We start from the raw sequence: 13,973 nt of genomic DNA, 5'->3' as shown, positions 1-13,973 counted from the left end.
ACCCGCCATCCCTGGTGCATCCTGTATTCGTGCTGCTTATGCTCAAGGAGGTCCAGTGCTTCGCCCGCGTGGCCGCCCGGCTCAGCTTCTCGGTGGCCGCCGCGGACCTGGGCATGTCCCAGCCCGCCATGAGCCAGGCCATCACCAGGTTGGAGCGGGCCACCGGGACCAGGCTGTTCGACCGGACCGCCCGCGCGGTGCGGCTCACCGCCGAGGGCAAGGCCCTGCTCCCGCACGCCGACGAGCTGCTGGCCGCCGCCACCGCGTTCGCGGCCGAGGCGGCCCGGCTGGCTCGGCCGACCATTCATCTCGCTTATCCACCGCTCGTCGGTGCGCTGGCGGCCCGGGTCGCCCGGCGGCTGGCGGGCCGTACCCCGGCCATCGGCGTGGAGCTCACCGTCGCCGGACGCGGGGTGGCGTCCGGCGCGCTGGATCGGGGGGAGGTGTCGGCGGCGATCCTCACCACGCCCGCCCCGGCGCGGTTCGTCACCGCCGCCAGGTTCCACGTCTCCGTGGACCAGCTCGCGGTGCCGCTCGGGCACGCACTGGAGCCGAGGGTCAAGGTCGTCCCCGGTGACCTCGCCGGGCAGGTGCTGCTCACGCCGGGCAGCCGGGCGTGGGCCGGGCTGCCGGGGCGCTCGCGCATGGTGGCCGACGACGACTTCGCCGCCGCGCTCGACCTGGTCGCGGCGGGGGCCGGGGTGCTGCCGATCCCGCAACTGCTGGCCAGGACGATCCGCCGCGACGATCTGAGGTTCGTCCCGCTCGACGCGGGTGACCTGCGCATCACGTACGCGCTGGCGTGGGCGAGGGAGCGCGTCACGCCGGAGCTGATGGCCCTGGTGCAGGCCGTACAGGATGCTCTGTGGACCAGGTAGGTGGACTACGTAGGTTGGACTACGTAGTGGGTAGGTTGCGCAGCGCCTCGCGGCGGCTCAGACCCGAGATGCCCTTGGTCCGCACATAGCGGATGACCTCGGCCGGGTTGGTCTTGGCGTATTCGCGCAGCGCCCAGCCGATCGCCTTGCGGGCGAAGAAGTCGTTGTCCGACAGGCTCGGCTCGATGCAGGCGTAGAGCAGCGCCGTGTCGGTGCGGGCCTTGAACCTGTTCTGGGACAGGATCGCGGTGCGGCGTTTCCACAGGTCGCCGTCGCGCGCCCAGTCCAGCATGAGCGGGCGCATCGAGTCGGGGAACGCGGTGAGCAGGCCGCCGATCCGGTGCGTGGCCAGCTCGTCGACCAGGTCCCACCAGGCGCCGCTGACGATCATCTCCTCGTACATCGGCAGCGTGTAGAGCGTCTGGAACTCCCGGTAGAGGTGATAGCCGGTCAGCTCGATCGCCGCATAGCGCTCCTCGCGGTATTCGGCCGCACGCCACAGGTCGAGCACCGCCCGGCGCCACTCCGGCGCCGTGCCGATGCGGTGCTCCGCGAACACCCGCCGCAGCGCGGCCCGTCTCCGCACCGCCTGGACGCCGAGGAACGGCATGTCGGACTTCATGTACGCCCGCATCGTGGCGGCCTTCGCGGGCTCCGCCGCCTCTCGCAGTGCTCTTCGCACCGCCGTACCAAGGCTCATGCCTGCTGAGTGGTCCGCTCACCCGTGGCCAGGCCGTCGAAGAGCACGGTGATGTAGTGCTCGGCCAGGCCGGTCGTGTTGAGCCGGCCGCCGGGGCGGAACCAGCGCACCGCCACCCAGATCGTGTCGCGGATCATCCGGTAGGTGAGCTTCGGGTCGACGTCGGCGCGGAACTGCCCGGCCGCCTGGCCCGCCTTGATCTGCGCGACCCAGATCTGCTCGACCTCGTCCTCGGCTTTGACCAGGTAGTTGAACCGCTCGAACTGCCGCAGATAGTTCCAGTCGTTCTGCATCACGGTGATCGCGGCGCGGTGCGGCTCCAGCGTGCCGAAACCGATCCGCACCATCTCCGACAGGATCGAGCGCGGGTCCGCGCCCGAGCCGATCGCCGTGCGGTAGCGGGCGACCAGGTCGTCGAGGAAGGTGGAGAGCACCTCGTCGACGATCGTCTCCTTGGAGTCGAAATGATGATAGAGACTTCCCGAGAGGATGCCCGCCTCATCGGCGATCTCGCGTACGGTCGTGGCCTGGAATCCCTTGCGGGCGAAGAGTTCCGCGGCGAGCTTGACGAGGTGGTCACGGCGCTCCGACGCCGGCCCCGACGATGTCGCGCGCTGACGCTTCGCCGGGGCGGTCGTGCTCTGCCCGGAGTTCTTTCGCGTTGTCACGTCTTCCATTATGAGCCCTCAGACAATCGCTTGTTCACCGAACCCGCCCAGCTCACCCGGCGTTCCGCATGCGACCAAGCGCTTGCTACGATGCGGGAGTGAACGAGGCATACATCGTCGGCGCGGTCAGGACCCCGGTCGGGCGCAAGAACGGCGGCCTCGCCCGGGCCCACCCCGCCGACCTCGGCGCGCGCGTACTCGAAGAGCTGATGACCCGCACGGGCGCCGATCCGGCGGCCGTCGAGGACGTGGTGTTCGGCTGCGTCGACACCATCGGACCGCAGGCCGGAGACATCGCCCGCACCTGCTGGCTGGCCGCCGGGCTGCCGGAGGAGGTGCCCGGCGTCACGATCGACCGCCAGTGCGGTTCCTCCCAGCAGGCGCTGCACTTCGCCGCCCAGGCCGTGCTGTCGGGCACGAGCGATCTCGTGGTGGCGGGCGGCGTACAGAACATGAGCATGATCCCCATCTCCTCGGCGATGCTCGCCGGGCGCGCCCTCGGCCACGACACCCCCTTCGGCGGCTCCAAGGGCTGGCTCTCCCGGTACGGAGCGCAGGAGGTCTCCCAGTTCACCGGAGCCGAACAGATCGCCGCCAAGTGGGACATCTCCCGGCAGGACATGGAGGCGTTCGCCTACGAATCGCACCGCCGGGCCATCGCCGCCATCGACGACGGCCGCTTCGCCGACCAGCTCACCCCCTACGAGGGCGTCACCGCCGACGAGGGGCCGCGCCGCGACACCACTCCGGCCAGGATGGCCGGGCTCAAGCCCCTGGTCGCCGACGGGCGCCTCACCGCGGCCCTGGCCTCGCAGATCTCCGACGGCGCCGCCGCCCTGCTCATCGCGTCGCCGCGCGCCGTCCACGATCATGGGCTGCGCCCGCGCGCCCGCGTGCACCACCTGTCGGTACGCGGCGGCGACCCGATCATGATGCTCTCGGCGCCGATCCCCGCCACGGAGCACGCGCTGCGCAAGGCCGGGATGGTGATCGGCGACATCGACGTCGTGGAGATCAATGAGGCGTTCGCCTCGGTCGTGCTCGCCTGGCTGAAGGAGAGCGGCGCCGACCCCGCCAGGGTCAACCCGAACGGCGGCGCCATCGCGCTCGGTCACCCGCTCGGCGCGACCGGCGCGGTCCTGGCCGTGAAGCTGCTGCACGAACTGGAGCGGACCGGCGGCAGGTACGGCCTGCAGACGATGTGCGAGGGAGGCGGCCAGGCGAACGTCACCATCATCGAACGCCTATGACGTCCGAAGACGCCACTAGCAAATAGGAAACTTTCCTATTAGATTGCGGGTCATGCTCAAGAGCGGTGACCTGCTGCGCCTCGCCGATGCCGTACTCCTGCCCGGATTCGAGGGGCGGACCCCGCCCGACTGGGTCCGCCGCCGGCTGGGGGAGGGGCTGGCCGGGGTGGTGCTGTTCTCCCGCAACATCACGGGAGCGGCCCAGGTCGCCGAGCTGACCGCCGCCCTGCGCGCGGAGAACCCGGCCGTGCTGGTCGGCACCGACGAGGAGTCGGGCGAGGTGACCAGGCTGGAGGTCGCCACCGGCAGCAGCCGTCCCGGCGCCCACGCGCTCGGCGTCGTGGACGACGTGACGCTGACCGAGGCCCTGGCCAGGGACCTCGGCGGCGAGCTGGCCGCCGCGGGCATCACCATCGACTTCGCCCCCTCGGCCGACGTGAACTCCAACCCCGACAACCCGGTCATCGGCCTGCGCTCCTTCGGCGCCGACGCCGCCCTGGTCGCCCGGCACACCCGGGCGTTCGTCCGCGGCCTGCAGTCCGCCGGGGTGGCCGCCTGCGCCAAGCACTTCCCCGGCCACGGCGACACCTCGATGGACTCCCACCACGGCATGCCCATGGTCGCCACCGACGGGATCGAATCCGCGCTGGGCCCTTTCCGCGCCGCGATCAGGGAGGGCGTCAAGGCCGTCATGACGGGCCACCTGCTGGTGCCCGCCTACGACGCCGTCCTGCCCGCCACGCTGAGCCCCAAGGTCCTCACGGGGCTGCTCCGTGAGGAACTGGGCTTCGACGGCCTGATCATCACCGATGCCATCGAGATGGCCGCCGTCTCCGGGCCGTACGGCATCGGGGGCGCCGCCGCACGGGCGATCGCCGCCGGAGCCGACGCCATCTGCGTCGGCGGGGAGCACGCCGGCGAGGCGACCGCCGTCGAGGTACGCCAGGTCATCGCCCAGGCCGTACACGACGGGCTGCTGCCGGAGGAACGCCTGGCCGACGCCGCGCGCCGGGTCGGCGAGCTGGCCGCCTGGACCGCCTCCGCCGGCGCCCCGGTGCCCGAGGACGGCTACCTCGGCCTCACCGCGGCCCGCCGCGCGATCAGGGTCACCCGCCGCACGAACGCCCCCATCCTGCCGCTGACCGCCGCGCCCCACGTGGTGGAGCTGACCCCCGAGATGAACCTGGCCATCGACAAGGGCACCCCCTGGGGGGTCGGCGAGCCGCTGGGCAGGCTGCTGCCCAGCACCGCCGTGACCCGGCTGACGGCCGGCGAGGCGACCGGGGCCGCGATCGAGCGGCTCATCGCCGGCGCCGACGGACGCCCCCTCGTCGTCGTGGTCCGCGACGCGCACCGCCACCCCTGGCAGAGCGAGGCGTTACGGCACCTGCTCAGCGCCCGTCCCGACATCGTGGTGGTCGAGATGGGCCTGCCCGCCCGCTCCGACCTGGGCGCCGTGCACATCGCCACGTACGGCTCGGCCCGGGTCTGCGGACAGGCCGCCGCCGAGGTGATCACCGGTACCCTTTGACACCGTGAACTTCGAAGACGAGGACCTCTCCCACACCACGCTGACCGACCGGCTTGCCCCGGACGAGACCCACGTCTTCCGCAACTGCGACCTGACCGAGGCCGACCTCCGGCGGGCGCCGCTGGCCTACGCGCGCTTCGAGTCGTGCGTGCTGGACCAGGCCGACTTCCGCCGGGCCGACCTCGACAGCGCGGTGTTCTCGGGCGGTGGCGGGATGCGGATCAGGTTCAACGACGCCGAGCTCATCGACGTGGCGTTCACCGACGTCGACCTGTCCTCCGCGCAGTTCGGCGGGGCGCTGGTGACCGACGTGACCTTCACCGGGTGCCGCATGATCGGCGCCTCGCTCACCGGGGCGCGGGGCACCGGCTTCAAGGTCTCCCGGTCCAACCTGACCATGGCCAACCTCGGCGGCTGCTCGCTGCGCGGGGAGTTCATCGAGGGCGTCCGCTTCGACGACGCCGACCTGTCGGGCTGCGACTTCACCGAGGCGACGTTCAGCGACTGCCGGTTGCGCGGGACCAAGCTGCTCCAGACCAAGTTTGCCAAGGCCGATCTGCGCGGCGCCGACCTGGGCGAGCCCGACGACGCCAAGCTGCGGGCGTACGAGGGAGCGATCATCAACCAGGCCCAGGCGGCGGCCATCCTGGCCGCCCGCGGCATCACCGTGCTCTGAGCGCTTCACGGTGGTGTCAGCCGCTCGCTTTACAGTGGCGTCAGCCGGTCCAGTACGGCCGCCGCCTCGGACATGACGCGGTCGATCAGCTCCCGGCAGGACGGCAGGTCGTCGAGCACCCCGACCACCTGCCCGGAGGCCATCACCCCCAGGTCGGCCCGCCCCTCGACCATCGCGGCCCGCAGCAGCACCGGCGTGTTGGCCGCCTGCAGCACCTGCGCCCAGGTCAACTCGCGGCCGTGCCGCATCCGGCGCCCCTCACGGAGCATCTGGGCCCACGTCAGCCCCGACAACCGCTTGAACCTGGCCCCGTTGACCACGGCCCTGAGCAGCCGCGAACGCTCCAGCGACTCCACGAACGGCGTCCTGAGCACCCGGTGCGGCACACCGTCGACCTTGGTGGTGACCAGCGTGTCGGCCGTCGCCAGGTAAACCTTCTTCACCTCGTCCGGCACCGGCGAGTCGCTCGTCAGCAGGAACCGGGTGCCCATCGCGATGCCGCACGCCCCGTACGCCAGCGCGGCCACCAGCCCACGCCCGTCGAAGAAGCCGCCCGCGGCGATCACCGGGATGTCCACCGCGTCCACCACCTGGGGCAGCAGCAGCGTCGTCGCGACCGCCCCGGTGTGCCCGCCGCCCTCGCCGCCCTGCACGATCACCGCGTCCACGCCCCAGGCGGCGACCTTCTCCGCGTGCCGGCGCGCGCCCACCGACGGGATCGTGACCACGCCCGCGTCCTTCAACCGGTCGATCAGCTCCCGCCGCGGCGCCAGCGCGAACGACGCCACGCGCACGCCCGCGCGGATCATCACCTCGACCCGTTCGGCCGCGTCGTCGGCATCGGAACGGATGTTGACCCCGAAGGGGGCGTCCGTGCGTTCCCGCACGCTGTTGATCGCCTCGGCCATCTCACCGACGGACATCGTCGCGGCGGCGATGATCCCGAGCCCGCCCGCCTCGGACGTGGCCGCCGCGAGCCGCGCGCCCGCGACGTACCCCATCCCGGTCTGCACGATCGGATACCGGCACCCCACCAGCTCCGTCAGCGCGGTCTTCACGCCGCCACCTCGCGCTCGCGGGACCCATGCGGGTCGAGCACCTCCTTCAGCAGCCGGCTCTCCTCGGCGGTCGGCTCCCGCGTCTCGGGTACGTCCCCGGGGATCACCAGCTCGAACCCGGTCGCCGCGACCACCTCCGCGACGCTCACCCCCGGATGCACCGAGGCCAGCCGCATCGACCCGTCCGGCGTGCGGAAGTCGAGCACGGCCAGGTTCGTCACCACCCGCCGCAGGTCGTACGCCCCTGCGTCGGTGCCGAGACCGCTGACCAGGTCCACCTGAGGCACGAACACCTTGGGGGAGTGCCGGGGGATCCAGTAGCTCGTCGGATCGCAGCGCGTGTTGCCCGGCGCGCCGCGCACGCCGAGGAGCTGCGCCTTGGGCCGCGCCCAGTCGCCGATGCAGGAGATGTTCGAGTTGCCGAAGCGGTCGATCTGGCTCGCGCCGAGCATCACGTGCCGCCGGCCGTTCAGCACCAGCCACAGGTGCTCGCGGAACGGCAGCCAGCCCTCCACCACCTCGGGCCGCTCGCCCAGCGCGGGCACGTCGCCCGTCAGCAGGCAGACGCCGTCATGTGTGAGCAGCTCGGGCTCGAACGTCAGCCTGGCCAGCCGGGCCGCCAGCACGGTGACCGCCCCGCCGATCCCCGCCGCGAGGATCTCCCCGTCACCCCTGAACGCCTCCGCGCAGGCGACCACGCACACGTCAGCCCTGCTCATGGAACTCCTCCCACGGCGTGTCCACGTACCGCCGCTGCTCCCGCTCGTCGCGGCCGTAGTCGGGTTCGCACGCGGTGAAGCCCGCGCCGCCCGGGGTCTCGACCACGCCGGTCACCATCGACCGGCTGATCAGCAGCGACTGCACCGGCCCCTCCTTCAGCAGGTCGGCGGTGTCCACCAGCCGCTCGCACGACACGTAACAGCGGGCCGCCGCCTTGGCGTAGAGGTCGTCGAAGTACGGGTCGGGGCCCAGATACTGCGCGTTGCCGCGCCGGTCCGCCCGGTTGAGGTGCACCAGCGCGACGTCCATGGTCAGCGCGGGCACGGCGACCAGCTCCTCCCCGTCCTCGTACGGAGAACGGATCGTGCGCAGGCCCGGGTTGACCCGCATGACGTCGGAGCCGAGCCCGGCCCGCGTGGGCAGGAACGGCAGCCGGTGCGCCGCCGCCAGCAGCCCGAACATGAACATGCCCTCGTCGTACTCGGTGAACTCGATCGTGCCGCCCTGCCTGGCCCGCCTGAAGTGCGGTTCGAGCGGGATGGAGTCCAGCGTGACGAACGGGGCCACCACCCTGCGCACCTTCCCGGCGGCGCAGAGCATGCCGACGTCCGGGCCGCCGTACGAGATGAGGGTGAGGTCCCGGACGTCCGATCGCAGCAGGCCGCCGACCAGGGCCATCGGCTTGCGCCGCGAGCCCCAGCCGCCGATGCCGACCGTCATGCCGCTCTCGACCTCGGCCACGACCTCCTCGACGGACATGACCTTGCTCACGAGACTCACGAGCCCTCCACGAAACGGTCCCGGTGCCTGTCGCCCGCGCCCATCAGGTTCAGCTCGAACGTGAAGCCCTGCTCGAAGCGGTAGGAGCGCTTCACGTCCACGGGGTCGATGCCGTTGAGCGACTCCTTGGCGCGGCGGATCACGTACGGGTCCTTGTCCGCGATCTGGCCCGCCACCTCCAGCGCCGCGTCCCGCAGCTTGTCGCGTGGCACCACCTCCAGCACCGAGCCGAACGCGTGCAGCTCGGCGGCCGTCACGTTCCGGCACGTGTAGACCATGGCGCGCATCAGATGCTGGGGTACCAGCCGGGCCAGGTGGGTGGCGGCGCCGAGCGCGCCCCGGTCCACCTCCGGCAGGCCGAAGTAGGCGTCCTCGCTGGCCAGCACGATGTCCGCATTGCCCACCAGCCCGACCCCACCGCCGACGCAGTGGCCGTGCACGGCGACGATCACCGGCACCGGGCAGTCGTAGACGGCCGCGAACGCCGCAAAGCATCCTTTATTCGCATTTATCAGGGCAGTGTGGCCCTCTGTGGCCTGCATCTCCTTGATGTCCACGCCGGCGTTGAAGCCCCGGCCCTCGGCTCGCAGCACGACGACCCTGGTCTTCTCGTCCTGCCCGGCGTCCGTCACGGCTCCGGCCAGCTCGTGCCAGGCTCGCGCCGGCAGCGCGTTCACCGGTGGGACGTCCACGACGACCTCGGCGATCGGGCCGTCCCGCAGCGTGATTCCCATCCCGCTCCCTGGTTGCACCTAACGCTTGCTTGGTACGGTAGCACCCGTGACGGTGACTTACGACTACACGGGCAAGGTCGTCCTGGTGACCGGTGGGACCAAGGGGATCGGCGCGGGCATCGCCACCGCCTTCGCCACCGCCGGAGCCGAAGTGATCGTCTGCGCCCGCCACGATCCCGAACCTCCGCCCCCGGTGTCGCCGCCGAGTCCCCCTCCCCACTCGGCGGGCACCGGGGTGCGGTTCGTGCGGGCCGATGTGCGGGACGCCGACGACCTGGAGCGGCTGTTCTCCGGGCTCGACCGGCTCGACGTGGTCGTCAACAACGCGGGCGGGTCGCCGTACGCGCCGCTGGAGGGCACGTCACCGCGCCTGCACACGCGCATCGTCGAGCTCAACCTGATCGCCCCGCTGCTCGTCGCGCAGCGCGCGTACCCGCTGCTCGCCGCCTCGGGCGGCTCCGTGGTGATGATCGGCAGCTCCAGCGGCGTGCGGCCCTCGCCGGGCACCTCGGCGTACGGTGCGGCCAAGGCGGGACTCCATCACCTGGCGAACTGCCTGGCCGCCGAGTGGGCCCCCGGCGTACGGGTCAACACGGTCGTCGTCGGCCTGGCCGCCACCGAGGACTCCCTCGATCACTACGGCGGAAAGGACGTGGGGACCGCCATCCCGGCCGGGCGGATGGCGACGCCTGCCGACGTGGCCTCGGTCTGCCTGTGGCTGGCCGCGCCCGGGTACGTGACCGGGGCGCAGGTACACGTGCACGGAGGCGGGGAGATCCCCGCCTGGCAAAACCTGGCTTCCGACGATATTTCCTGATATCTCTGCCTGATCTTCTGGGAGGTCCGTGTGGGAATCTGTGACGGCCGCGTCGTGATCGTGACCGGCGCCGGGCGGGGCATCGGGAGGGAGCACGCGCTGGAGTTCGCCAGGCAGGGCGCCCGTGTGGTGGTCAACGACCTGGGCACCGGCCGCGACGGCGACGGCAGATCCGGCGGTCCCGCGCTGGGTGGCCGAGGAGATCCATGCGCTCGGCGGCCAAGCTGTGGCCAGCAGCGACGACGTGGCCGACTGGAACGGCGCGGCCCGGCTGGTGAAGACCGCCGTCAGCGCGTACGGCGGGCTCGACGTGCTGGTGAACAACGCCGGGTTCGTCCGCGACCGGATGCTGGTCTCCATGGGCGAGGACGACTGGGACGAGGTGATCCGGGTCCATCTCAAGGGCCACTTCCTGCCGCTGCGGCACGCGGGCGCGTACTGGCGCGAACGAGCCAAGTCCGGCGCACCCGCAGCCGCCCGCGTGATCAACACCTCGTCGGGCGCGGGCCTGCTCGGCAGCGTCGGCCAGGCCAACTACTCGGCCGCCAAGGCGGGCATCGTCGCACTGACCCAGGTGGCCGCCGCCGAACTGGGCCGCTACGGCGTGACGGTGAACGCCATCGCCCCCGCCGCCCGCACCCGCATGACCGAGGAGGTCTTCGCCGAGACCATGGCCGCGCCCGTGTCGGGCTTCGACCCGATGCACCCGGCGAACGTGTCACCGCTGGTGGTCTGGCTCGGCTCGGTGGCGTCGGAGGCGGTGACAGGGCGGGTGTTCGAGGTGGAGGGCGGAGTGATCTCGCTCGCCACCGGCTGGACCCACGGCCCACGCGCCGATCGCGGCGCCCGCTGGTCCCCCGCCGAGGTGGGCGACGCCGTCACGAAGCTCCTCGAAGAGGCCCCCGACCCACTACCCGCCTATGGTGCTCGGCCGTCTTCGGCATGAGGGTCTTCGCGCGTCTGAGGCCCGTCTGCGGTGCTCGGCCGTCCACGGCGTGAGGCCCGTCCCTGGCGCACGGCCGTCTTCAGAGTGAGGTCCGCCGGGCGTCGTCGATCTGAGGCCCGTCTTCAGCGCGCGGGCGTCTTGGGTGCGAGGTCCGCCAGGCGTCACGCCCACCCCATACCCGCCTGCCAGATCACCTCAAAAGCCCTTTCCCGGAGTCGAAATCCAGACACGACCACCGCTACGGACCGTGGTGGCCGGGCGGGGAAGCGGTCCTCCGACATCATTGAGCCGATACGTCTCCCACGGCGCGCTCCAATGAATCGCGGTGTGTATGAAACCTTTGGCCGCTGTCTTGGCCTTCGTCGTTCTCGTCGCCGTGCTGGGTGTCATGGGGATCGGTGGGGGCGCCCTTTCGTTCTTCGCCTCTCATGGCTGCGGCAGCGGCGAGGACCGGTTGGCCCAGTCCCTCGCGGCGCACGGCATCTTCGCCCAGCGCCCGTCCGGCGCCCGACCACAAGGCGAGCGGACGGCGAGCTGTGACGTGGATGACCGGATCGTGGATGTCGAGCAGGTCTATCGCCTTCCCGACGCGGGGGACGACGTGTTCGATTTCTACCGCGAGGTTGCCGTGAGGGACGGGTGGCAGCCCTCGACCGAGGAGGAGGACGCGGGCTGGTTCTGTTTCACCAAAGCCATCGCCGACAAGGACGTCGATCTGTCGGTTTCAATGGACAAGCCGGACATGTTCTATGTGCGCATGAGTTCATCCGTAGACGGTGGCGGCTGGTGCTGAACGCGAGCCGGTGGCCCGATGGCCCCTCAGCGGAGTGCTGACCGGGCCGTTGGGGCCAGGCGGAGGCGCTGCGGGGGAGCGGTCAGCCGGGACTCCAGTCCGGGCAGCGCCACGTCACGCTCTTCCGAGGGCCGGTCGAACCGGGCGAACCATATGAACACCTGCTCCCCTGTACGTACGGGGAGCGCGGGGAAGGTGTTCTCGGCGGGCTCGGTCTCGAAGCACGCCATCGGCGGCACCCCGGCTTCCTTGAGCACGGGTACGGCCTCCCGGGCGAAGAACTCGGCGAACTCGTCCCCGACGTGGTAGATCATCGCGACGTACAGCGACTCGGGCAGGACGGTGGCACCGACGGGCGGTCGCGCCGTACCCGGAAAGGGATCAGGAGCGGGCCGGAGAGCGTGCCGCGGCGCGGGCCCGTGGGAGGGGCCGGGTGCGGGCCCGGGGGAGGGGTCGGCGGAAGAGCCGGAGGAGGGGACGGGTGCCGGGCGTAGCAGCAGCACGTTGTCGGAGTCGAGCATCGTCGCGTTGGCCGAGTCCCGGTTGGCCTTCCAGATGGGGCCGTCGTAGAAGGCCGTGAGCGCCGCTCGCCGAGCCTCCATATCCGGAAATTTCCGCATCCACGGATACATGTTCGGATCGTCCAGATCCCGGAACTGGCCGACCACCCCCATCCCGGCTGCCTCCTGCCCCTCGATGAACTCCCGTTCGAACAGCTCGATCAACGTGTCGCGTCGGCCGGGACGCAGCGTGTAGTTCCGGAACTCATAAATCATGCGGGGATGCTACGAGCGGACAACTGACATCAACTGTCAGCAGGAATGGGCCAGAAGAATATTCTGATTACCTACAGCTACATAACTACTACGCTTCGTATATGATCGCTTTGGCTTTGATCCCACAACGTCAAAGAAAGTCACTGAAGTGATCAAGAAGTTGCGTGTCACCGGTGCCGTGATGGCGGCGGCCGTCGGCGTCACCCTGCCGGCCGCACCCGCTCAGGCAGACGGCTGGACCGACAACTGGAGCGGCAACACCTACTCGTCCCAGTCCGGAAACGGCTTCGGCGACATCGCGGCGCTCAACGAGGGCGCCGGCAGCGCGACCAACGTCAACAACATCAACGGCATAGCCACCACGGCGTCCAACGGCGGCACCACGGTGACGTACATCTTCTACTGACCCCGATCCCCTTCCTCGCACACCGGTCTCCATCGGCCGACGGAGACCCGAGCCCACGAGAATCCTCCGGAAGGAAGTCGAAATGATCAAGAAGCTCTGCGCCACCGGAATCGTCGTCGCCGCGGGCACGGTCCTGATGGCCGCTCCCGCCCATGCCGACACCGACACCCGCAGCTCCAACTCCGCGTCCGCGCAGTCGGGCAACACCTTTGGCAACGTCCAGGTCAGAAACGCCGGTAGCGGTTCCAGCACCAACGTCACCAACGTCAACGGCAACGCCGCCACGGCCACCGGCCGCAGCGGTGTAGGCGTGAGCACCACCTCCGACTAGAGGCCGAGGATGAGCACCGGCGGTGGATCCGCTGTCAAGGTGACAGGTCGGGCCAGGAATGGCCTGACTCGCGGAGCATTACCATCTCCGGGTGCCTATCTGTGCGTATGCGATGTTTGACAATCCTGACGACCACGATGATGAGCGTGACGGGGTTCTGGCCGCGTGGCGCGAGGCGGGCATCGAGGGCCGTGCCGAGCAATGGGACGATCCGACGGTCGACTGGAGCGCCTACGACGCGGTGGTGGTCCGGTCGGTCTGGGACTACCTCGACCGCCGGGCCGACTTCCTCGCCTGGGCCCGCCGTGTGGAGCGCGAGACCAAGCTGCTCAACCCGGCCGCCGTGCTCGAATCCAATACCGACAAGACCTATCTCCGGGAGCTGGGGGTGCCCATCGTGCCGACCCACTGGTCTCCGGAGCGTATGCCGCACTGGAAGGAGTACGTCGTCAAGCCCGCCATCTCGGCGGGTGCCCGAGACACGATCAGGACCACCGACCGGAGCCAGGCCGAGGCGCACGCCGCCGCGCTGGCAGCCGCCGGGCGCGTCCCCATGGTCCAGCCCTACCTCGACATGGTCGAGTCGGAGGGCGAGACCTCGCTGCTGTACTTCAACCGCCGGTTCAGCCATGCGGTCCGGCGCACTCCCATGCTCACCCCGGGAAAGACGGGCGCGGACCAGGTTAGGGCGGATCCGCGCACACCGGCCCCGGACCAGGTCGAACTTGCCAAGAAGGTGCTTGCCGCCATCCCCCAGGCCCTTCTATACGCCAGGATCGACCTGGTCCGGCTCCCCGACGGCAGCCCGGTGGTCATGGAGGTCGAGCTCACGGAGCCGTACCTCTACCTGCGCTACGAGCCCCGCGCTGCCGCCAACCTCGCCACCGCGCTGCGCGAGCTGCTCTGAGA

General features: G+C 70.7%; 16 protein-coding genes and 1 pseudogene. 10 read left to right on the top strand and 7 right to left on the bottom strand.

Annotation, left to right across the window (positions count from 1 at the left end; genetic code table 11):
• The first annotated feature begins 38 nt into the window (after window positions 1-38).
• On the top strand, window positions 39-878 hold the full coding sequence (locus tag AB0F17_RS29050) for a LysR family transcriptional regulator (protein WP_358029251.1): 840 nt from the start codon (window positions 39-41) through the stop codon (window positions 876-878).
• 19 nt (window positions 879-897) lie between these two features.
• On the opposite strand, the gene AB0F17_RS29045 is transcribed toward AB0F17_RS29050, so the two are convergent.
• Together AB0F17_RS29045 and AB0F17_RS29040 are read right to left on the bottom strand one after the other, a co-directional pair.
• Window positions 898-1,578 carry a DNA alkylation repair protein gene (locus AB0F17_RS29045; protein WP_358028958.1) on the bottom strand — a complete coding sequence of 227 codons (681 nt, stop codon included), beginning with the start codon at window positions 1,576-1,578 and terminating at the stop codon, window positions 898-900.
• Complete coding sequence (locus tag AB0F17_RS29040) at window positions 1,575-2,246, bottom strand: TetR/AcrR family transcriptional regulator (RefSeq protein ID WP_214643022.1); 672 nt, start codon at window positions 2,244-2,246, stop codon at window positions 1,575-1,577. Before AB0F17_RS29040 ends, AB0F17_RS29045 begins: the two co-directional genes overlap by 4 nt.
• A 98-nt stretch (window positions 2,247-2,344) precedes the next feature.
• Between AB0F17_RS29040 and AB0F17_RS29035 the strand changes: the two genes are divergently transcribed.
• From AB0F17_RS29035 to AB0F17_RS29025, 3 genes are read left to right on the top strand one after another with little or no spacing between them, the layout of a single operon-like run.
• Complete coding sequence (locus tag AB0F17_RS29035) at window positions 2,345-3,496, top strand: acetyl-CoA C-acetyltransferase (RefSeq protein WP_358028956.1); 1,152 nt, start codon at window positions 2,345-2,347, stop codon at window positions 3,494-3,496.
• A gap of 52 nt (window positions 3,497-3,548) precedes the next feature.
• The gene (locus AB0F17_RS29030) at window positions 3,549-5,027 is read left to right on the top strand and encodes a glycoside hydrolase family 3 N-terminal domain-containing protein (protein WP_358028954.1); all 1,479 of its coding nucleotides are present in this window, start codon (window positions 3,549-3,551) and stop codon (window positions 5,025-5,027) included.
• 4 nt (window positions 5,028-5,031) lie between these two features.
• A complete protein-coding gene (locus AB0F17_RS29025) occupies window positions 5,032-5,703 on the top strand; it encodes a pentapeptide repeat-containing protein (RefSeq protein ID WP_358028952.1) in 672 nt (223 codons plus the stop codon).
• Window positions 5,704-5,732: 29 nt separating this feature from the next.
• Here AB0F17_RS29025 and AB0F17_RS29020 read toward each other — a convergent pair whose 3' ends face one another.
• From AB0F17_RS29020 to AB0F17_RS29005, 4 genes are read right to left on the bottom strand one after another with little or no spacing between them, the layout of a single operon-like run.
• Window positions 5,733-6,761: a nitronate monooxygenase gene (locus AB0F17_RS29020; protein ID WP_358028950.1), complete on the bottom strand. Its 1,029-nt coding sequence runs from the start codon at window positions 6,759-6,761 to the stop codon at window positions 5,733-5,735.
• On the bottom strand, window positions 6,758-7,480 hold the full coding sequence (locus AB0F17_RS29015; RefSeq protein WP_358028948.1) for a CoA-transferase: 723 nt from the start codon (window positions 7,478-7,480) through the stop codon (window positions 6,758-6,760). The genes AB0F17_RS29020 and AB0F17_RS29015 overlap by 4 nt, the downstream gene beginning before the upstream one ends.
• On the bottom strand, window positions 7,467-8,240 hold the full coding sequence (locus AB0F17_RS29010) for a CoA-transferase (RefSeq protein WP_358029249.1): 774 nt from the start codon (window positions 8,238-8,240) through the stop codon (window positions 7,467-7,469). Before AB0F17_RS29010 ends, AB0F17_RS29015 begins: the two co-directional genes overlap by 14 nt.
• Before the next feature lie 17 nt (window positions 8,241-8,257).
• The gene (locus tag AB0F17_RS29005) at window positions 8,258-8,995 is read right to left on the bottom strand and encodes an enoyl-CoA hydratase family protein (protein WP_358028946.1); all 738 of its coding nucleotides are present in this window, start codon (window positions 8,993-8,995) and stop codon (window positions 8,258-8,260) included.
• 46 nt (window positions 8,996-9,041) lie between these two features.
• On the opposite strand from AB0F17_RS29005, the gene AB0F17_RS29000 reads away from it, so the two are divergent.
• From AB0F17_RS29000 to AB0F17_RS28990, 3 genes and pseudogenes are all read left to right on the top strand, one after another.
• Window positions 9,042-9,812 (top strand): SDR family oxidoreductase, encoded by a 771-nt coding sequence (locus tag AB0F17_RS29000; protein ID WP_358028943.1) that lies wholly within the window; start codon window positions 9,042-9,044, stop codon window positions 9,810-9,812.
• Between the two features lie 30 nt (window positions 9,813-9,842).
• Window positions 9,843-10,758: pseudogene (locus AB0F17_RS28995) on the top strand (SDR family oxidoreductase).
• Between the two features lie 331 nt (window positions 10,759-11,089).
• Window positions 11,090-11,551: a hypothetical protein gene (locus AB0F17_RS28990; protein ID WP_358028941.1), complete on the top strand. Its 462-nt coding sequence runs from the start codon at window positions 11,090-11,092 to the stop codon at window positions 11,549-11,551.
• A 26-nt stretch (window positions 11,552-11,577) separates the two neighbouring features.
• Here the strand turns inward: AB0F17_RS28990 and AB0F17_RS28985 are convergent, their stop codons facing one another.
• A complete protein-coding gene (locus AB0F17_RS28985) occupies window positions 11,578-12,327 on the bottom strand; it encodes an NIPSNAP family protein (protein ID WP_358028938.1) in 750 nt (249 codons plus the stop codon).
• 148 nt (window positions 12,328-12,475) lie between these two features.
• On the opposite strand from AB0F17_RS28985, the gene AB0F17_RS28980 reads away from it, so the two are divergent.
• The 3 genes from AB0F17_RS28980 (at window position 12,476) to AB0F17_RS28970 (ending at window position 13,971) form a co-directional block, all read left to right on the top strand.
• A complete protein-coding gene (locus tag AB0F17_RS28980; RefSeq protein WP_358028935.1) occupies window positions 12,476-12,733 on the top strand; it encodes a hypothetical protein in 258 nt (85 codons plus the stop codon).
• An 82-nt stretch (window positions 12,734-12,815) separates the two neighbouring features.
• Window positions 12,816-13,064, top strand: a complete 249-nt coding sequence (locus AB0F17_RS28975; RefSeq protein WP_358028932.1) for a hypothetical protein — start codon at window positions 12,816-12,818, stop codon at window positions 13,062-13,064.
• Between the two features lie 112 nt (window positions 13,065-13,176).
• Window positions 13,177-13,971, top strand: coding sequence for a hypothetical protein (locus tag AB0F17_RS28970; protein ID WP_358028930.1), 795 nt, complete (start codon window positions 13,177-13,179; stop codon window positions 13,969-13,971).
• Window positions 13,972-13,973 lie beyond the last annotated feature (2 nt).

The organism is Nonomuraea sp. NPDC026600 (assembly GCF_040638335.1).
Taxonomy (GTDB): domain Bacteria; phylum Actinomycetota; class Actinomycetes; order Streptosporangiales; family Streptosporangiaceae; genus Nonomuraea.
This window is presented reverse-complemented; position numbering and strand designations above follow the sequence as displayed.